Source organism: Brevibacillus sp. YAE8, assembly GCF_057543335.1.
This window is the reverse complement of record NZ_BAAIYG010000001.1, coordinates 77947-95961: the sequence shown is the minus strand read 5'-3', so window position 1 is coordinate 95961 and position 18015 is coordinate 77947. Positions and strand designations below refer to the sequence as shown.

The following is an 18015-nucleotide window of genomic DNA, read 5'->3' as shown; positions in this document are numbered from 1 at the left end:
TCCTTGCTTGTCGGGTGTTAACGTATGGCTTTTGGCTCCAGGAAGCTTCGCGAGTCTGCTATTTCAAGCGCTTTCCCAGCAAATCGTGAATCATTTTAAACTTGGGATTGTCTGCAAACGCCTCTTCAAAGCCGCTGACGTGCTCGCGGTACAGGGCTGCGGCGGACTCCACATCTTGTTTCACGTACAGCGAAAAAATTTCCTCCAGCTTTTCTTCCAAAGTCGAATCCACCTCGGCCGGCGTGAGGATTTCATGGCGCAGGTTGTTCATCAGCACGTCTAGCTGATGAGTAATGACCGAAGCCTCGTGCAGTTGCTGCATCACGTCGGTTGGAATGTTTCCGGCGTATTTGTAGCGCAGCTCGTGCTCGTTTGTCGCCCAGAAGTTCATGCCGAGTGTACGAATTTGGATTTCACAAAAAAGGGTACGCTTTTCGCTCCCGTGATATACAGTGTAGGAAACGATCATATGGATGCTGCGATAGCCCGAATCTTTTGGCGTGGAGATATAGTCCTTGATGTCATGAATGACGATATCCTCCCGTTCCTGCAGCAACTGCTGAACTTCGCGGACGTCATCGACGTAGCGGCAGACTATGCGCAAGCCAGCGATGTCCTGGACTTCCTTCGCCACTTCGTCCTGCCAGTTGGCTTGCTGAAAATCGATTCCTTTCTCATTGGCTTTCTTGATGAGACTGTCCACTTTTTTGACCCGTCCCACCACGAACTCAATCGGAGAATAGCGGCCGCTTTTCAGAAAGCCGTACTTGATTCCTTTCAGTTTGAGCTTCAATTCCTCTACTGCCTGTTCATACGGTGCCAAGAAATGGACCATATTGTTCAAGACTTTGCTTGGCACATGGGTAACTCTCATGAAAACACCTCCAATTACTTCCAGAGGAAAGGTGATGCATCAAAAAACGGCTGCGGATTTACGTACGTATTGCCAATCAACATGCCGTAATGAAGGTGAGGGCCTGTGGAAAAACCTGTGGTGCCCATAAGCCCGATCACCTGTCCCTGTTTCACTTCCTGCCCGGTCGCAACCGCAAGCTTGGACAGATGCGCATAGATCGAAAAGACGTTCATGCCGTGGTCGATAATGATCGTGTTTCCGGTCAAATAGAGCGAGTCGGCCAAAACGACCTTGCCGTGGTTGCTCGCCCAGATCGGCGTTCCGGTTTTGTTCGCAATGTCAATCGCTGCGTGGCGGTTGGCGGGCACTCCGTTTACGACGCGCTGATAGCCAAAAGGTGTCGTCAATGTCCCTTTTGCCGGCATCGTAAACGGTTCGCTAAAGTACGGCGTCGCCCGGGAGCTTGCGCGAGCGGCGTTGATTTTCTTCTGATCCGCGTTGATCCGGGCCGTGTCCTGCCGCATCGCATTCATTTGCTTGCTGACGGTCAGCTTGTCCACGGCAAATTGCTTCGGCTGAACCGTCAAGGTTGCCGTGAGTTTTTTATCCGCTGATTGCACGTTGTAATCTCCCGGCTTCACGTCAAATGGAATCGGGATAAATCGGGCATACTCGTTAGAAGAGGGCTGCAAACGGTACGATCGCGAGAAGAGTGTAACCGTTTGAGGCTGTTTGCTGCGCACGAAAATGACATCACCGGGATACGTCCTGGCTGGCGTCACGCTAATCGATGGTTGCTGTTTCTCTACACTCGCGTAAGCGCCTTCCAGTACTTGGCTGCAAGCGGCCGTTCCGGACGTGAGCGTCAGGGCAACGACCGTCATCAAACTGACCATCGATTGAAACATAGGCATGCTCCCTCCCATTTTCTAGTATAACAAAACAGGCTTTGAAAGGAAAAAGAAAAAGAAGGCTATCCGACTAGCCTTCTCCAATCCATTGCAGCGCGCCCTACAGTTTTTTCGTGTAATCAGCCATCATGTCCATGATCGACTGCACGCCTGTCAGCATTTCGCTGGCTCGTTTTGTTTTTTGCGAGATGTTGTCAAAATCGAGGCGCCCTCTTTTGCGGTCATTCCAACGCTTGAACAATTCTTCGGCCATGCCGGGATTGCTGCGGACGGCCCGGACGCGCATGGAGTCTTCCACGACCCACGCTTCGAATTCAGGATTTTCCCGAAGAAGCTTTTTCACTTCTTTTTTCTTCATCGTCGAAACGTCACTCCTTTCGCGTGTACAACCAAAATAGAGAGCTGTTCGTTACACCATATGACTAGTCCGCGAATGTGCTTGTGTGTTTGCACCCTGTCAAAAAGAAAGGGCTGCAAGCCAAAACAAGAAAGGCCCCGTGCAAGGGACCTTTCTTCATCCAACTATTTACTTGTCAAAAGCTTGTGCTTAGCGGCCAGCCATTTGTTGCTCAGCGAAGCTTACCAGACGCTTGGTGATTTCGCCACCAACAGATCCGTTTTGGCGGGAAGTAGTGTCTGGGCCGAGATTTACACCAAATTCAGATGCAATCTCATACTTCAGTTGATCCAGAGCTTGGTTCGCTTGAGGAACTACCAGGTTGTTGCTGCTTCCGTTGTTGTTAGCCATGATTGATTCCTCCTGACGCGTTTTTTTCTCCCGGGACGGATTTGAACCGCCTGCTTCTTCGCCTCCCACCGACTGAGACCGGAAGATGATTTTGAGGTCCAAGAGGCGGTGGTTCAACCTCTTGTGCTACTATCATCCCACGAGATCCTAAGTCCATACGCCTTTTGCAAATGTAAAATCTGTCAAAGCTGTCCCCCTGCTTTATGCTATAATGAGGCGTATAGTTTGGAGCTGAGAGGAGTCACCATTTGTGAATGAAACAGGGAAAGTACTGCTCATCGATGGCATGAGCTTTTTATTTCGCGCCTTTTACGGGTCTGCCTGGGGCGGCGCTTATCGGCAAACGTCCACAGGCGTCTACACCAATGCGGTCTACGGCTTTACGAAAATGATGCTGGACTACGCCGAGCTGGTTCGCCCGACCCACCTGATGGTCGGCTGGGACGTCGCGTCGCGCGAGTCGCTCGTGCGCAGCCAGTGGTTTGACGGCTACAAATCCAATCGCACGGCGCCGCCGGACGAGCTGATTCCGCAGTTCGAGCTGGTCAAGGAAATCACCGCTGCCTTTTCCGTGCCGAACCTGGGCTGTCCGGGTTACGAAGGCGACGATGTTTTGGGGACGCTGTCCACGCGCCTCGCCGCAGATGGCCATGAGATCGTCATCGCGACGGGCGACTACGACAGCTTGCAGTTGGTCGATGAAAACGTCAGCGTCAAAATCTTGAAAAACGGCGGCAAGCACGAGCATTACGATCCGGCGAGCCTGCGCGCCCTGCGCGGCATCGCTCCGGAACAGGTCGTAGATGTCAAAGCGCTCATGGGTGACACGTCAGACTGTATTCCAGGCTGCCCGGGCATCGGGGAAAAGACGGCGACCAAGCTGATTACCGAGCACGGCAATCTGGACAACCTGTACGACAACTTGACGAGCTGCACGCCGAAAATGCGCAGCAAGCTGGAAGAGCATCGCGAGCAGGTGTACTTAAGCCAGAAGCTGGCGACGATCATTCGCGATGTGCCTGTCGAGTTTTCCATGGAGGAAGCCGCTTGGCAATACGATTCTGAAATGGTGCTCAGCAAGTTTGAAGAACTCGAATTTGGCCGCAGCTTGGCGACAAGAGTTGGCTAGCAAAACAAAGACGAGCATCCCGTCCCACTTTTCGCGATCAAAAGTGAAACGGGATGCTTTTTTCGAGCTTGTCGGGAACCCCCCGATCTATTCCGGAAGAACATTTTATCTCGTATATGTTCACCATGAGTTCATACGTCTTGTTTACAAATTCAAGCCGGTTCGGCGCTTTTTTGAAAAACTCCAGGGCGAGCTTGGCGTTTTCCAGCGCTTCCTCATACTGCCCGTCCACGTACAGCGTCTCGGCAAGAGCGTATTGCGCTTCCGCCAACAGCTCCTCCACCGGGCCATCATTCATCACCTTGTAACAGAGCCGTTTGGACTCTTCCAACTGGCCGTTGAGTCGGTACGCCTTTGCCAGCTCAATCGTTGTATTGTTCGTGGAATGGTGTCGGCCGGCTTCTTGGTGCAGCTCGTAAGCGGATTGCAAATGTTCAATCGCTTCTTCGTAGCGGCCTGTTCTTCTGTACAGCATCCCCAGATTGTGGTCGAGAGCGGCTTCCAGCCGTTCGTCGGGAATGATTTTCAAAATATCCAGCACCTTCAAAAAGCTGCGCTCCGCTTCCTCGAAATGGGACAGCTTGTGATAACAAATCCCCATGACAATATGTATGTCTGCTCCGTTGTAGAGCAATCTTTGCGAAACATTCAACTCTTCTGCACGCTTCAGCCATTCAATCGCGGACACGTGCTCGTCGAGGACGCCGTGCATCACGCCTTTGGAATAGTAGGCAAGCACCTTTTGCACCCCGCCGATTTCATGCCTGTCGATCAGTTGGTTGGCCGTCATCAAGTAAGGAACGGCTTTGTGCGCTTCCCCGACCTGCGAGTAAAACAGCCCGATGGAGGATAACCCCCTCACATAGTCGGTAGGATTTGCTTTTTCTTCGTACGTTTTTTTCGCCAGGGCAATGCTGAGCAGATATTGTTTTTCCGCAACCGCAAAATTCTGACTTCTATGATGAAAGCGAGCATTCGCCCACCAGTATATGCTTCTGTCTTCTGCAGCGACTTGTTCTACATCCAGATTGTCAAATGGCTTTTTCGCTTCCTCCCACTTGTTCTCTTCTATTTTGTTGACGATATGCTGTAAGATTAGATGTGTCTCTCTCTCCGTTACCTTTCTCATCAACAGGTCCTCCTGACATATAAGGTTAGCTCCCTATACTCTATCCAACTTTTTACATAATTTACAAGTTGTTCTTTTAGAGGTATAATAGAAATAGTTTCCAAATCTAGTAAATATGGAGGTGTAAGCATGCGCAACCTGACCAAAGGCTTCCTTGTATGCAACGTACTGTTCGGACTTGTCGCCATTTTCTCGCTGCTTTCCCCAGATTTTGCCGCCTCGCTGCCAAGCATCATCCAATATGGCCCTGAATGGGGAACATAGGAGAACCAAAAAAGGGGCTATCCCAGCCGTGAAAACGGATGCGGGATAGCCCCCATTCTTTTTCGGGTGGGAACGAAGCCGTGTAAACTGTCAACGAACGGCAAGCTTTGCCCGCTTGGCGGCTTGCGGCTGGTGCGGGGTGTCAAATACGTCGAGCAACAGCCCCGTATTTTCCGCCCCTTCCGTTTCCCAGCTCGTCGCGAAGCGCACGCGGTGGGAGATGCCTAGCAGGTCGTACGTTTGCAAGAGATGCTGCCGGGCCGAGCCGACGATCAGACTGTGCAGGCGGACTTGTTTCTTTTGCCCGAGCGCGACCAGCTTTTCTTGCACGTATGGCGAAATTCCGCCCACGCCGTCGGTCACCATCACCAGATCGGCAGCTTGCCACGTTTTTTCCGTCTCGACCAGCTCCATCGCTCGCTTCATCGGCGCGTCAAAATGCGTCCCGCCGCCAAACGCCATTTGCGCCAGGCCGTAAAACGCCCCCCAGTCCGGCTTCTTGTGATACAGAGGCTGCTCTCTTAGCTCTCCTTTTGCCCCGAACAAGATCAGCACGAAATCGCGCTTTTCGAGCATGGACAGCGCCGCAAACGTCATGATGAAAATTTGCGCCAGCCGCAGCTTTGCCCCGCGCATGGAGTGCGAAGTGTCGAGCATGCAAATGACCGGGCCTTTTGGCGGTTCCTCTACCCAGCCGGACGTATCGTACGTCATCAGCTTTTGCTCCAGCCATTTCAGCATGAAGTAATGTTCGTAGTCCGGATCGGCGAGCAGCACGGCCTCGCCCGGCAGCATGTGGGCAATATCGCCGGACTGCCGCAAATCGTAGTATTCCTCCGGCAAATGGCGGGAGCGAATCTCCTTGCGCCGCACGCGAAAGCGATGCACCTGGCGGCCGACTTCGTCCAAAAACGCCACCAGATCGGGATGGCGCTTCAATTTTTCCACCCACTTCACATACTGCTCAAAGCTTTGCCTGCGCAGCTTGCCCAGGTCGTGTCCCCAACTGCGGTTGGCAAAGCGCTGGCTCGCCGCAAACACCTCATCTACAAACAGCGTGTCTACATCCTCGGCGGACAACGTCCCCTTCAACGACTGCTCCAGCCACTGCCCCAGTTCTTTTTCCCAAGCGTCTATCGCTTCTTTTTCCTGTTTTTGCAGTCGGTCGAGCTGCTTTTCCCGCTGGGCCAGCTCTTCTTCGAGCTTTTTGACCTTTTGCATGAGCTTCGTCCGCTTCGTAAACTGCACGCTCATCTCTTCGCGAAGCTGCTCGATTTTCGCTTGCAGCCCGGCGATTTCCGCGCGCACGAGCGGCTTCGTGTCGAGGGCTTCCTGCTTGTCCTCCACTACGCGCTTGCCTTGCTGCAGCGTATAGCCGATCAGCTCCAGCTTTGCTTTTTGCTTTTCCGTGAGCAAATCGGCGAGCTGCGCTTCTTTCGTTCCTTCTTGTCCTTGCTGTTCCCGCAAGCCTGCGAGAAGCGGGGAAAGGCTGCGATCTTTTTGCCGCTGCTTCACTTCCTCCGCGAACGTCTCCGTGAGCCACAACAGCGCCTTGATCGCCGTCTTGAAAGCCGCGCTCTCATTGCCGACCGTCCGGGGGTGAATCATCCGCGTAAAATATTGCTTCATGAGCGTGCGAATCATCCAGTGATGGAACGGAGTCGCTTCCTGGGTCATGTCGATCTCGGGTTTTTCCACATAAAAAACGAGAAAAAAGTCGGCGAGCAGCTCGTGATTGAACCACTCGGCCCGGGACTGCGCCTCCTGCACCCATTCCTGGGCCGTGCGCGAAGAAGCGAGATACGTTTCAAACAAATAGCGCTCGACCCCGCTGGCACGAACTATCATCGTCACTCCCCCCTATAACGTAAAGTCGTAGTCTGCCCCCGCGATCTCTTTGTCAAAAATGGTCCGGTACGTTTTTTGCAATTGCTGCAAAATCCGCTCGCCCTCGATCCGCAAGTACGCGTATTTGACCGTGTACTTCTCGACGTTGTGGATCAACCGATTTTTCTCAAGCACGTACGCGCCCAGGTCATGCTCGCGCTTTTCCCACTGCATCAGGCGGTTGCGCAAATCGCGCGCCGTCTCTTCCAGCTCCGTGCGGCAAGCTTCCAGCAGTTGCCCGTTTCGCTCCAGCGCTTCTTTTCCCAGCTTGGCCCCGACTTCTTTTTTGAATTGGAAAGCGTGCAACTCCGATTCCTTTTCCTTCCATTTATCAGCGAGTTGCTGCAAGCGCTGGAGCGGCAGTTCGTTTTCCAGCTCTGCCTTGAGCATCTCCGTAAACTGGCGCTCGAACAACTCGCGCATGACGTTCAAGTCTTCCGGCACATCCCAGAGCATGTGCGGGGTAAAAACCGTGTCCCAGATCGTGACCTGCTCGCGGCCATGCAGGGCGGCAGACGTCCGCCATACGCCTGCGATTTTGCTCCAGCGGCGGTCGGACAGCACGTATTCCTTTTCCTCCATGTCCTGCTTGATCCGGTAGAGAAAGTAAATCAATGCCTCCGGGATCGTCACTTGCTTCGCCGCCGCCTGAATGTCCTTGATATCGTACAGGGAAAAGACGACCGGGAGCGGATTCGTCGGCAGCGAGAACATCCGCTCGTAGCTGGCCGCCTGTTGCAAGTAGTGGACTTCATAGCGGAACAGGAAGCGGTCGTATAAAGCGGTCAACTGCTCGTCGTCATCCGGCAGTTCGTTGGACGCCGCAATCAAAAACTGCAGCGGGACCTCTTCTTTTTCTCTGCCGTTAAAGTAAAGGCGTTCGTTCAAAATGGACAGCAGCGCATTCAAGATCGCGCTGTTCGCCTTGAAAATTTCGTCGAGGAAGGCAAATTGCGCCTGTGGCAAATAGCCCGCTGTTTTTCGCACGTAGTTGTCGAGCTTCAACTGTTGAAGCGACACGGGGCCGAAAAGCTCATCCGGCGTCGTAAACCGGGTCAGCAAATATTCAAACCAATGCTCGGCGCCAAACAGTTGCGCCACCGAGCGGGCGAGCTGCGATTTTGCCGTCCCCGGCGGGCCGATCAACAGCGCATTTTCTCCGCTCATCATCCCGAGCATCAAAAGCCGGATCAGTTCGCTCCGTTCCAAAAAGCGGCGCTCCAACAGCTCGATCGCCTGGTCCATTTTTCGTTGGATTGGTGTAGTCGTATTCATCGTCGTTTGGCGCCTGTCTCCCGTATAAACGAAGGGCGCCGTTCCCCCTCTCTTGCCTCGTACCCAAGTCATCAAGACCCCGATTTTTTGTCATGCCTCCTGCTCATTTAATAGTGGCATATTGTGGACAAAAATGCCAGTTTCGCCAGCCGCATGCACGTTCACCCATAGATTTGCTCGCGCATATGGTGTGGCAAAAGGAAAAAGCGGGAGGAGGTACAGTATGGGGATTGAACTTGCATGGTTGCACGGCGTGTATGTGTTGTTCGTAATTGGCATCATTCTCATGATGGTTATGCGCAGGGACACCAGTCTGATTAGCATTGTCGGGATTGCCCTGCTCGGACTGGTCGCGACCGGATCGGTGACGACGGCGATTGGCGGAATTTTTGGCAGCTTTATTTACGCGATCACCGAGCTGTTGCCGACGATTTTGGTCATCTGTATTATCGTGGCGATGAGTCATGTGCTTACAGATACTGGCGTCAACGAGACGATGATCCGGCCGATGACGCACCTGATTCACAACGCCACGTTGGCCTATTGGGTGATCGGGATTGTGATGATGGTCATTTCCTGGTTTTTCTGGCCGTCGCCTGCGGTTGCACTGATCGGCGCGGTCATGCTGCCTGTCGCTTTGCGGGCGGGCTTGCCTGCCATGGGCGTCGCGATTGCGATGAACCTGTTCGGACACGGAATTGCGCTCTCCGGCGACTTTGTCATTCAGGGAGCGCCGACCTTGACAGCCAAAGCAGCGGGCCTGCCTGTAGAGGACGTCATTTCCGCCAGCGTTCCGCTCGTCGTCGTCATGGGGCTGGTCACGACCGTAATCGCCTTCTGGTACTTGAAAAAAGACATGAAGCTGGGCAATCTCCCGGGGTCCGGCAGCGACACGCCTGCGGGCGATTCCGTCTTTGCCGCAACGCGCGTTCCTCTGCCTGCGAGGACTCGCCGCTTATTGGCTGCCCTCGTTCCCGTCCTGTTTGCGCTTGATGTCGTGGCGATGTTTGCTTTTGACTTGCGCGGAGGCGATGCGACGGCGCTCGTCGGCGGAACGGCTCTGTTGATTCTGATTGTCGCGACGATGCTCGCCCACAAGCAAAAAGGGCTGGAGCAAGTGACGAGCCATCTCATCTCCGGCTTTCAGTTCGGCTTCAAAGTGTTCGGACCAGTCATTCCGATCGCCGCCTTTTTTTACATGGGCGACAGCGGCTTTGTCAAAGTGTTCGGCGAGGTGCTGCCGGCTGGCTCGCAAGGGATCGTCAACGACTTGGGCGTGGCGCTGGCCCACACGATCCCGATCAGCAAAGAAGTAGCCGCCTTGACTGTCGCTGCTGTCGGCGTCATTACCGGGCTGGACGGCTCGGGCTTCTCCGGCATCACGCTGGCCGGTTCGCTCGCGCAGCTTTTCGCTACTGCTCTGGGCGCCGGAGCCGCTACTTTGACCGCCCTCGGGCAAATTGCCGCCATCTGGGTCGGCGGCGGAACGATTATTCCTTGGGCGCTGATTCCGGCAGCGGCGATCTGCGGCGTCGATCCGTTCGAGTTGGCGCGGCGCAACCTGTATCCCGTCGCCATCGGGCTATTGGTGACGACCATCGTTGCCATGTTCCTGTTGTAAATAACGACGAAAAAGGCGAAAAAGGCGGCTGGCCGTGGCACGCCGCCTTTTTCGTCTGTTGTTTTTGCCGACGGTTCATGCAGTTGTACTAGCATCACTCGGAAATGTTCACGACGCTCCTCTCCAACGTCTTCGGGATTAGCCAGCCGCTCAGGGAGTTGTTCACGATTGCTGCCCCCTGCCTCTATCTCTTTGGCGTTCGTGTTTGCCTCGGCGGTTATTCGCAGCTTTTGAGGTTTCTCTCTCCCCTGTTCGGCTGCCGCGGTTTGGCATCGCTTGGCCGGGTTGCCCTTCTGCTCAAGAGTCTTGGCGGACAGCGCTGAAAGTGACGGCTTGATAAACATCCGAAACCTTGGCCCGCATGATCTCTGTCTTGTCGACTCGACAACTGCAAAAACGGAAAAGATCGGCGTAAAAATTTCCTGCCAAAAAGCTTGACTGCTCGTAGAGAACCGAATACAATCCTCCTATTTGAAGAAATTTGGCAATAGTCTGTAGATTCCGGTATGATGAGAGAAAGAAAGGAGGAGGCACACTATTTTTTCGGAATACCAACTTCTGATTGTAGATTTAGAACTAATTGCAAATGGATGGTGGTTGGTTTGAGCAAACATTCGCACATGCGCCCGTTCGCCAATTTAATCACATTGAACGAACTGGTTCATTTGGTGATGGCCCATGCATTTACGTTGCAGAAAAAATGGATGGCCAAAGATATTTATGACATGACCAGTTCGATGAATGTGTTCCCTATGAGCAGCAACCAGACCTACGTCTACCGGATTATGAAAAATCTCGCCCAGAAAGACATTCTCTTCATGGAATCAACCTGGTCTACTACAGAGCGGCCGACCCTGCACTATACGGTTATGGAGAAAGGTCTCATCCATTTTTACACCGGCGAGCGAGCAGTCATCAAGGCCGTACCCGCCAAAGTCAAGCAGCTTCGCCATTTTTTGCACGATCTGGACCAAAAGCTTCCCGCCTCGCCATGCCCTCCCTCCCCTTTGCCTGAAAATGAGCAGGAGAAAAAAATCATTGGTGTCGCGGATTATTACGACTGGCTGCTACTGCGTGGCGCGCTGGATGGAAAGTCCCCACACTCTTGTAAAGACCTTGGCGACAATTTCGGGAAACCGGTAAACCTGTCCTACCTTTATCAATTGCATGAGGATTTAGAGCAGACGGGACATATCAGCGATGACTGGATTACGTGCAAAGGCAGGGAAAAGTTGGCTGCACTGGAATGCGAACTGAAGACGGAGGTTCAGGAGGCGTTGAAGAGGGTGGAGAAGCTTGAAAAAACAGAATCAAGTGTGAAATCATGGGTCAAGGCTTGGCGTCAGCAACAAGCGGTAGAATAAACCAGTACTGTCTTCGCCTTGAAAAAACCTTGCTGTCACGCTTCGTCGCCCTGGACTTGGTAAAGCCGATGACGCCCGCCTTGGCCGCCGCGTAGTAGCTCAGCTTGACGCCGCCCTTTTGGCCAATTTGCGAAGCGATATTGATGATCCGCCCGCTCTTTTGCTCGATCATGTGCGGCACCACATGCCTCGTCAGCAGGAACACGGACCGCAGATCGACATCGATCATCCGGTCCCATGTTTCCACCGTCATTTCGTGAATCAGGCTTTGGGTAAGAATGCCCGCGTTGTTCAGCAAAATATCAATACGTCCGAACTTTGCGAGCGTCTCGTCGACCAGGCGCTGCACAAAGCGCACGTCGGTAACGTCGCCTTCCGCTGCCATCACCTGCCCGCTGCAGCCCGCCAGTTGGGCAACCACCTCGTCCGATTTCCGCCTGAGTCTGGTTGTAGCAGTTGATCGCCACGTGGGCGCCTTCGCGGGCGAATGCCAACGCGATCGCTTTGCCGATTCCCTGGTCGGCCCCGGTAATAAGGGCCACTTTGTCCTTCAACCACTTTTTTCTTCTGTTTTGGCCCAAGCCTCATACACTTGTACTAGCATCCCATTTGGAAAGGAACAGACCGTATGAAGCTGTGGGGAAAAAGTATCCAGGTCGCGGCAACCTACATAGGAACAGTGGTCGGGGCCGGGTTCGCGAGCGGCCAGGAAATTCTCGCGTTTTTCACCTCATATGGCCATGCAGGCACGGTCGGCATCCTGCTGGCCACGTCGCTGTTCGTCTGGCTGGGCTACAAGATGATGCTGCTGGCCCATCAACTGCGCACGCCCTCTTACGAATCGTTCAATCAAAAGCTATTCGGGCCGATGCTTGGCCGCACCATGAATGTGCTTGTCTTTTTAACCTTGTTCGGTGTCACGACCGTCATGCTCGCCGGAGCGGGATCCGTGCTGGAGGAGCAATTCGACATCCCGTATTTGCTCGGAACGGCCGCCACGATTTTGCTCGCGCTGCTCATCCTGCGAAGAGGACTGGAGCAGCTCTTGCTGGTCAATGCGCTCGTCGTCCCGTCCATGCTGCTGTTTGCCCTGCTCATTTTGCTTGACGGCAGCGCCGAATCGCCTTTGCCGCTTGCCAAGCCTTCCGACTACGCCTTTTTGTGGAAAACGATTTTGTACGTCTCCTTCAATCTGGCGATGGCCCAGTCTGTCCTGATCCCGATCGGCTACGCCATCCGCGAAAAAGTCGTCCTGTTCCGCGCGGCGGTCATCGGAGGCGTCGTCCTCGGCTTTATGCTGCTCGTCGTGCATACGACGATGCTGGCGAATTGGGACGACGTGCGCTTCATGGACATCCCGATCCTGTTCATTACGGATCGCTGGAATGAATGGCTGCAACTGTTTTTCGTGTTCGTCCTCTACTCCGAGATTTTCACCACGCTCATCTCCAACGTGTTCGGGATCGGCCAGCAACTGCGCGAGCTGCTCCAGCAGCCGGAATCCCGGCTCTACCTGTATCTTTTTGCGGCTGCCTTCATCCTTTGCCTGATTGGCTACAGCCAGTTGCTGATGTTTTTGTATCCGCTGTTCGGGTATTTGGGGCTGTCTACGCTGTGCCGGATATCTGTGCCGGCGGTTTTGCTGCCGCGAGGGAGGAGGTGACCTGGACTTGGCCGCGGGATCCGCCCCACAGAAACAAAGCTGCGGCACGGCGCTAGAAGTCCTCTACGCCTCTTGCAGACTCGACTTTTTCCCGACGATGCTGCCATTGTCCAGCACGAGCCAGAAGTTGTCTTCCTCGTAGCCCTTGACGATTCCCTGCACCGTACACAAGCACGCCCCCCCCTACGACCGGACATACGCATGCCAAATCTCTTCTTCCTCGTCCGTCATGTCGCCTGTCATGGAAGAAAAATCAATTTTTCGCGCAAAACGGTCTTTCAACCGGGCAAATTGCTGGTAGGAGGCCGTTATTTTTGCGAGCGAAGCTGATTTTCCAAGCGCTTCCAAGTTCCCCAGCTCGGGGCAATCGTTCAGTTCCAGCGTATGCAGACTGCCCAGTTCGGCCAACGCTGAAATATCGCCAATCGCCGTCTTGTTCATCTTCACGCTTCGCAGCTTGCGGTTGTTTGGCAAAAACGCCAGATCGGGCAAGCGGACGTCCTCCAGGCGCAACATCTGCAAATTCACAAGCTGTGCCAGCGCAGCCAAGTCGCTCTCGCACGCGTCGCCAAGACCGACAATCGCAAGCTCTGACAACGAATGCAGCTCGCCCAGCTCGCGAAGCTGCTCTGCATCGGGACGGCTGAGCGCCAGGCTTTTCAGGCTCTTTGCCTGCTTGAGCGGGGCGAGGCTGCGAACGGGAGTGTGCGTCATATCCAGCTCCGCCAGTCTCGTCAGGCTGGCGAGAGGCGCCAAATCCGTGACGGCGGTTGCAGACACGTTCACCATTTGCAAATAAGCCAGACCTTGCAAGGGGCGCAGATCGCTGAGCGGATTTTTCGGCACATACAGCCGTTTCAACTGCTGGCAGCCGCGGAGCGCTTCGATGGAGCGAATCTCGTTTGCGGTCAGCACCAGCTCGCGCACCTCGCGGCAATGCTGAAGCGGCGTCACATCGGTAATGCCTTCGCCAATAAACCGCAACTGCTTGGCATGCAAAAATACGTCAGCAGAGCCGCAGCCCCGCTCGATCCGCTCCTGCCAGCCCGCATCCAGACTACGGAGCCACGCTTGCGGATCGTGGACACCCGTATCGACGCGCATCGGCTGATAAACAGGCAGCTTTAGCTTGCGGATCGCGTCGAGAAAATGGATGGTGCCGCTTCGGCCATAGCTCCAGAAAAGCTGGTCGTCTTCCTATTGGACGCTGTAGTTTTTCTCCTTCGCCGTGTCGCGGATGAAGCGCAGCATGTCGGTGAGGCTGAGCGCGACTACGTATTTGACCTCTTCGTCGCGGCCAAAATTGATGACTTGTCCCGCCCTCCCCTGTTTGTCCGGATCGAGGTCGAGTCCAAGGTGGTTGCCGCCCCAGTCTTTGCTGATCGGCAGCCAGCGGCGGTTGATGTACTGCTCCTTGATCCAGTCGACCGGAACGGAGTAATGATCGCCCAGCAACGCGTACTCCGCCTCCAAATCGGCCCAGATTCTCCATTCGCTGCACAACTCTTCCAGCGAGAGAAACGGCAGGCCAAAAAACAGTCCCGGCCCGCCTTCTTTTTCGCCGTTATGGATCGCGTAAAGCTCTTTCAGCTCTGAGGGCAGCCCCATTCCGAGCTCCTCCTCCGCGCGGCGAAGCTCCAGCGGGGAAGCAGGCGGATGAAACGCCTCTGCCATCCCGGGAATATCTGCCCGCAGCAGTTCGATGATTTCCTGCATGAGTCGTTCCAGCATACAATCCGCTCCCGTCCCAATTGAATCAGCGTCCCCGGAAAAATACCGCCCGGGACGCTGGAATATTTTCTCTTTTCAACCAATCTATCTTAGCACAGGGAGCGGGAAAAAGAAAAAACCTCTGCTTGGGACAATCCCCAGCAAAGGTCTTCCGGCATCTTCCTGGCCGACTGGTGAATTACGTACCGCAATACGTCCGATACGGGCCGCACGAGTCTGGCGGCAGCGTGGCGTACTCGGCCTGCTCCGGCGAATGCGCGTAAGGATCGACAAGCGCGGCAACCAACCGTTCCAGCACGCTGTAGTCGCCCTCCTGCACGGCTGCCTCCAGGGCCGCTTCGACGCGATGGTTGCGCGGGATCAGAGCCGGGTTGCTCGCTTTCATCCGTTGCCGGACAGCATCGTCGGAGGGAGCATGGCGCTTTTGTCTTGCTTGCCACTTTTCCTGCCAGGCGGCGAACTCCGGCGCGGCAAACAACGCTTCGTCCCTTTGCTGATCGAACGTCAGGGCGAGGAACGTGTTCGTATAGTCCGCCCGATGCTTTTGCAGCAAGTTGAGCAGTTCTTCCATCAGCGCCACGTCGTCCGCTTCCTCGCCGAACAGCCCGAGCTTGGCCCGCATGCCAGCGAGCCAATTCCGGTAGTACAGCTCGCCAAAGCGGGAGAGCGCATCCTGTGCCACCTGAACCGCCTTGGCCTGGTTTTCATCCACGAGCGGCAGCAGGGCTTCGGCAAAGCGCGCCAGGTTCCAGACGGCGATTTGCGGCTGGTTGCCGTAGGCGTAACGTCCCTGGTAGTCAATGGAGGAAAAGACGGTAGCCGGATCGTACGCGTCCATGAAGGCGCACGGGCCGTAGTCAATCGTTTCGCCGCAAATGGACATGTTGTCGGTGTTCATGACGCCGTGGACGAACCCGACGAGCTGCCATTTGGCGATCAGCTCTGCCTGTCGGCGAATCACTTCCTCCAGCAACGCCAGATAGCGGTTGTCCTGCTCAGCAGCTTGCGGAAAATGTCTCTGTAACGTATAGTCGGCGAGCGCCCGCAGTTCCTCGTCGCTCCCCCATTGGGCCGCGTATTGGAAGGTGCCCACGCGCAAATGGCTGGAGGCGACACGCATAAGTACCGCGCCGGGCAGATCGTCTTCGCGGATGACGGTTTCTCCGGTCGTCACCACCGCCAGGCTGCGGGTCGTCGGGATGCCCAGCCCGTGCATGGCTTCGCTGATGATGTATTCGCGCAGCATCGGCCCGAGTGCCGCCCGTCCATCGCCCCGCCGGGAGTACGGCGTGCGGCCCGAGCCTTTCCATTGCAGGTCAAACCGCTCGCCTTGCGGGGTAATGTGTTCGCCCATCAAGAGCGCACGCCCGTCCCCGAGCATGGTAAACTGTCCGAACTGGTGCCCGGCGTAGGCTTGGGCAATCGGCTTGGCGCCCGGAGGTATCCGGTTGCCTGCAAACACCTCCGCTCCCGCTTCTCCATCTAATGCATCGGCTTGCAAGCCAAGGGCAGCAGCCAGCGGACGGTTGAAAATGACGAGCTTGGGTGAGCGTACAGGGGTAGGGTTCAGTCTCGTGAAAAAAGTTTCCGGCAGAGTCGCATAGCTGTTGTCAAAATGCCAGCCTGCCTCTGGAATGGCTTGGGTCATCGTTTCCCATTGCTCCTTTTTTGGTCGGATTTGTCGCCTTCTGTTCATTTTACCAAAAGAGCACCCAAAAGCATGCACGGGATTTTGTCTGGACGGTCTGTTACTGACGCTGCGCTGCATTTTGAAAAAAGGATGCTGTGCCCCTGCCTGGTGCGGTATCGCGAAGCTTTTGCCGAGCGAGCGGGTTGCGGGCAAGTCTGTTTCCGCCTACATCGACGGTCTGCGCATGGACGAAGCCAAGCGCAAGCTGCTGGCTGGAGAGCGCGTGCAAGCGATTGCCGAAGCGGTCGGCTTTCACGACGTCTCCTATTTTTTGCGCAAATTAAAAAAAGTCGTTCCGGCCGGGATCAGCGCCTATTTGGGCAAGCACGTCTACTTGAAAAAAGTCGCGTCCTCATTGACCAAGATTCACAACTTCCCGTTTTCGCTCTCGGAAATCGTGCAGCTAAAACCAGAGCTGATTGTCACCGAGACGGAAGAATCGTTTGCGCGGCTGGGCAAAATCGCGCCTACCGAGCTGGTTCCGTACGGCAAACGCCACGCCTTTGACCTGCTTAACAATTGCTTATCGCAAAGCCCGCCAGCTCGGCTAGCAGTCCTGCCGTTTCTCCCTTTGCTTTGGCAGCCGCAGCCTGGAGCTTCTCCACGCCGCCCCAGACGATAAAGATGACGTGCTCCGCTTCATACGGCTCGCGAGCGCGCAGCAAATCGAGCAACACGCGGAGATTGGCCGTCTCCTCCAGCTCGGTCTTAATTTTCAGCTTCAGCGCGTCCGTTGCGTGCAGCAGGCACGCGACAAGCGTTGGCAGCGTCTCTGGATTCACGCCGTGCGTTTTTCGCGAAAGCGGCGGTGAACTGATTTTTCGCTGACTGGTGTTCTTCGTCAATCTTGCCCATGTAGTCCTCGACGAGCGAAAAATAGCGGCGGTCTGCCAGCCCGAGCCCGAAGACAGCGTAGCTGCCGGGCATGACGTTTTTCTCGTCGTCCGCATCGGCATACCACGCGAACTGTTCCATTGCCTCGCGCGCATAGTCCGCGAACAGCTCGGTCACATAAGCGGAAATGTTCGCAAGCAAACGCGCTCGTTTCTCCTGATCGACAGAATGGAAGATCGGCAGCTTCAGTTCGCCCGTGTCGGTCTGGAACTTGCCCCAAAACGAAAAGCGGTAGTCCAGCAGAGCGGGAGACGACAGACTGTCCAGCTTTTGTTTCACATAGGCGGCAAGCTGTGGCACGAGTTGTTCGCGGACGCAGGCTTCGGACAGCTCGGCGCTGCGCTGCCCGCTTCTCTGATTGGCTCCCGGCGTGTCAAAATCGAGGTCCCAGTCGTCCAGCGCCGTGATCGCCACGGTCGCTCTGTCGTTTACGTATTCGAGCATGGCAAAATCATGAATGCCGGCAGCGTGGTGCGGCCGACAATCGCATCGGCATCCTTTTCGCTAATGCTTGTAAGCCAGTTGTCAATCGCTCGTTTCATGGCCGCGCAAGTCGTTTCGAGATCAGAACCCATCACAGTCGTTTCAGCCTCCCATACGGATCGGGGAACGAAACAATGCGCACGAACAAGAACATACATTCGCTTCCCCTGTTTGTTTTTCATTATAGTAGATTCCAACCATTTTTCCAGGGAATGACAAAAAAACAGATCCAAATACCTACGTTAGCAAAAATGATTGCGTTTTTCCTTAACGTTCGCCTTTACAAGTAAGGACTGCCGTTTCAAAAAGTATAACCCCCGTGATTTTTCTCACTCGAAGGCGGGGAGCGGGATAATAAGCGAATGTTATT

19 protein-coding genes and 2 pseudogenes are annotated in these 18015 nt (G+C 54.9%); 6 read left to right on the top strand and 15 right to left on the bottom strand.

Annotated features, from left to right (window positions below; translation table 11 throughout):
• Positions 1 to 58: 58 nt before the first annotated feature.
• The 4 genes from AC27IT_RS00445 to AC27IT_RS00430 all read right to left on the bottom strand — a co-directional run bounded on the left by AC27IT_RS00445 (position 59) and on the right by AC27IT_RS00430 (position 2515).
• Entirely contained in the window at positions 59 to 874 is an 816-nt protein-coding gene (locus AC27IT_RS00445; protein ID WP_005836270.1) for a GTP pyrophosphokinase, read from the bottom strand.
• Between the two features lie 14 nt (positions 875 to 888).
• Positions 889 to 1764, bottom strand: coding sequence for a M23 family metallopeptidase (locus AC27IT_RS00440; protein ID WP_005836267.1), 876 nt, complete (start codon positions 1762 to 1764; stop codon positions 889 to 891).
• 103 nt (positions 1765 to 1867) lie between these two features.
• Complete coding sequence (locus tag AC27IT_RS00435; RefSeq protein WP_007786621.1) at positions 1868 to 2125, bottom strand: hypothetical protein; 258 nt, start codon at positions 2123 to 2125, stop codon at positions 1868 to 1870.
• Positions 2126 to 2314: 189 nt separating this feature from the next.
• A complete protein-coding gene (locus AC27IT_RS00430; RefSeq protein ID WP_005836264.1) occupies positions 2315 to 2515 on the bottom strand; it encodes an alpha/beta-type small acid-soluble spore protein in 201 nt (66 codons plus the stop codon).
• Positions 2516 to 2765: 250 nt separating this feature from the next.
• On the opposite strand from AC27IT_RS00430, the gene AC27IT_RS00425 reads away from it, so the two are divergent.
• A complete protein-coding gene (locus tag AC27IT_RS00425) occupies positions 2766 to 3644 on the top strand; it encodes a 5'-3' exonuclease (RefSeq protein WP_007786619.1) in 879 nt (292 codons plus the stop codon).
• Positions 3645 to 3681: 37 nt separating this feature from the next.
• Here the strand turns inward: AC27IT_RS00425 and AC27IT_RS00420 are convergent, their stop codons facing one another.
• Positions 3682 to 4773, bottom strand: coding sequence for a tetratricopeptide repeat protein (locus tag AC27IT_RS00420; protein ID WP_487091422.1), 1092 nt, complete (start codon positions 4771 to 4773; stop codon positions 3682 to 3684).
• A gap of 129 nt (positions 4774 to 4902) precedes the next feature.
• Here AC27IT_RS00420 and AC27IT_RS00415 point away from each other — a divergent pair, with 129 nt between their 5' ends.
• Positions 4903 to 5037 (top strand): hypothetical protein, encoded by a 135-nt coding sequence (locus AC27IT_RS00415; RefSeq protein WP_007780858.1) that lies wholly within the window; start codon positions 4903 to 4905, stop codon positions 5035 to 5037.
• Positions 5038 to 5127: 90 nt separating this feature from the next.
• Here the strand turns inward: AC27IT_RS00415 and AC27IT_RS00410 are convergent, their stop codons facing one another.
• Both AC27IT_RS00410 and AC27IT_RS00405 read right to left on the bottom strand, forming a co-directional pair.
• On the bottom strand, positions 5128 to 6885 hold the full coding sequence (locus tag AC27IT_RS00410; RefSeq protein WP_327944689.1) for a VWA domain-containing protein: 1758 nt from the start codon (positions 6883 to 6885) through the stop codon (positions 5128 to 5130).
• Positions 6886 to 6897: 12 nt separating this feature from the next.
• Positions 6898 to 8199, bottom strand: coding sequence for an AAA family ATPase (locus AC27IT_RS00405; protein WP_197186589.1), 1302 nt, complete (start codon positions 8197 to 8199; stop codon positions 6898 to 6900).
• Positions 8200 to 8422: 223 nt separating this feature from the next.
• On the opposite strand from AC27IT_RS00405, the gene AC27IT_RS00400 reads away from it, so the two are divergent.
• Both AC27IT_RS00400 and AC27IT_RS00395 read left to right on the top strand, forming a co-directional pair.
• Positions 8423 to 9820, top strand: coding sequence for a hypothetical protein (locus tag AC27IT_RS00400; protein ID WP_327944688.1), 1398 nt, complete (start codon positions 8423 to 8425; stop codon positions 9818 to 9820).
• A 602-nt stretch (positions 9821 to 10422) separates the two neighbouring features.
• Positions 10423 to 11184: a hypothetical protein gene (locus tag AC27IT_RS00395; RefSeq protein ID WP_310670257.1), complete on the top strand. Its 762-nt coding sequence runs from the start codon at positions 10423 to 10425 to the stop codon at positions 11182 to 11184.
• On the opposite strand, the pseudogene AC27IT_RS00390 reads toward AC27IT_RS00395, so the two are convergent.
• Positions 11150 to 11626 (bottom strand): annotated as a pseudogene (locus tag AC27IT_RS00390) (SDR family NAD(P)-dependent oxidoreductase); the annotation flags it as partial. The gene AC27IT_RS00395 and the pseudogene AC27IT_RS00390 overlap by 35 nt on opposite strands.
• Before the next feature lie 31 nt (positions 11627 to 11657).
• Positions 11658 to 11726, bottom strand: a pseudogene (locus AC27IT_RS00385) (hypothetical protein); the annotation flags it as partial.
• An 86-nt stretch (positions 11727 to 11812) separates the two neighbouring features.
• Between AC27IT_RS00385 and AC27IT_RS00380 the strand changes: the two are divergent.
• Complete coding sequence (locus AC27IT_RS00380) at positions 11813 to 12847, top strand: YkvI family membrane protein (RefSeq protein ID WP_327944687.1); 1035 nt, start codon at positions 11813 to 11815, stop codon at positions 12845 to 12847.
• A 183-nt stretch (positions 12848 to 13030) separates the two neighbouring features.
• On the opposite strand, the gene AC27IT_RS00375 is transcribed toward AC27IT_RS00380, so the two are convergent.
• The 3 genes from AC27IT_RS00375 to AC27IT_RS00365 form a co-directional block, all read right to left on the bottom strand.
• Positions 13031 to 13951 (bottom strand): leucine-rich repeat domain-containing protein, encoded by a 921-nt coding sequence (locus AC27IT_RS00375; protein ID WP_327944686.1) that lies wholly within the window; start codon positions 13949 to 13951, stop codon positions 13031 to 13033.
• Between the two features lie 93 nt (positions 13952 to 14044).
• On the bottom strand, positions 14045 to 14578 hold the full coding sequence (locus tag AC27IT_RS00370) for an SMI1/KNR4 family protein (RefSeq protein WP_327944685.1): 534 nt from the start codon (positions 14576 to 14578) through the stop codon (positions 14045 to 14047).
• Between the two features lie 178 nt (positions 14579 to 14756).
• Entirely contained in the window at positions 14757 to 16226 is a 1470-nt protein-coding gene (locus tag AC27IT_RS00365; protein ID WP_283857773.1) for a protein adenylyltransferase SelO, read from the bottom strand.
• Between the two features lie 121 nt (positions 16227 to 16347).
• Here AC27IT_RS00365 and AC27IT_RS00360 point away from each other — a divergent pair, with 121 nt between their 5' ends.
• Positions 16348 to 16890 carry a helix-turn-helix domain-containing protein gene (locus tag AC27IT_RS00360; protein ID WP_165328997.1) on the top strand — a complete coding sequence of 181 codons (543 nt, stop codon included), beginning with the start codon at positions 16348 to 16350 and terminating at the stop codon, positions 16888 to 16890.
• Here the strand turns inward: AC27IT_RS00360 and AC27IT_RS00355 are convergent.
• The 3 genes from AC27IT_RS00355 to AC27IT_RS00345 are packed head-to-tail and all read right to left on the bottom strand — an operon-like array spanning position 16781 to position 17740.
• The gene (locus AC27IT_RS00355; protein ID WP_307723487.1) at positions 16781 to 17050 is read right to left on the bottom strand and encodes a DUF6138 family protein; all 270 of its coding nucleotides are present in this window, start codon (positions 17048 to 17050) and stop codon (positions 16781 to 16783) included. The two genes, AC27IT_RS00360 and AC27IT_RS00355, sit on opposite strands and share 110 nt — an antisense overlap.
• Positions 16977 to 17606 (bottom strand): DUF6138 family protein, encoded by a 630-nt coding sequence (locus AC27IT_RS00350; RefSeq protein WP_327944684.1) that lies wholly within the window; start codon positions 17604 to 17606, stop codon positions 16977 to 16979. Before AC27IT_RS00350 ends, AC27IT_RS00355 begins: the two co-directional genes overlap by 74 nt.
• Positions 17591 to 17740, bottom strand: coding sequence for a hypothetical protein (locus AC27IT_RS00345; RefSeq protein WP_327944683.1), 150 nt, complete (start codon positions 17738 to 17740; stop codon positions 17591 to 17593). Before AC27IT_RS00345 ends, AC27IT_RS00350 begins: the two co-directional genes overlap by 16 nt.
• Between the last annotated feature and the right edge of the window lie 275 nt (positions 17741 to 18015).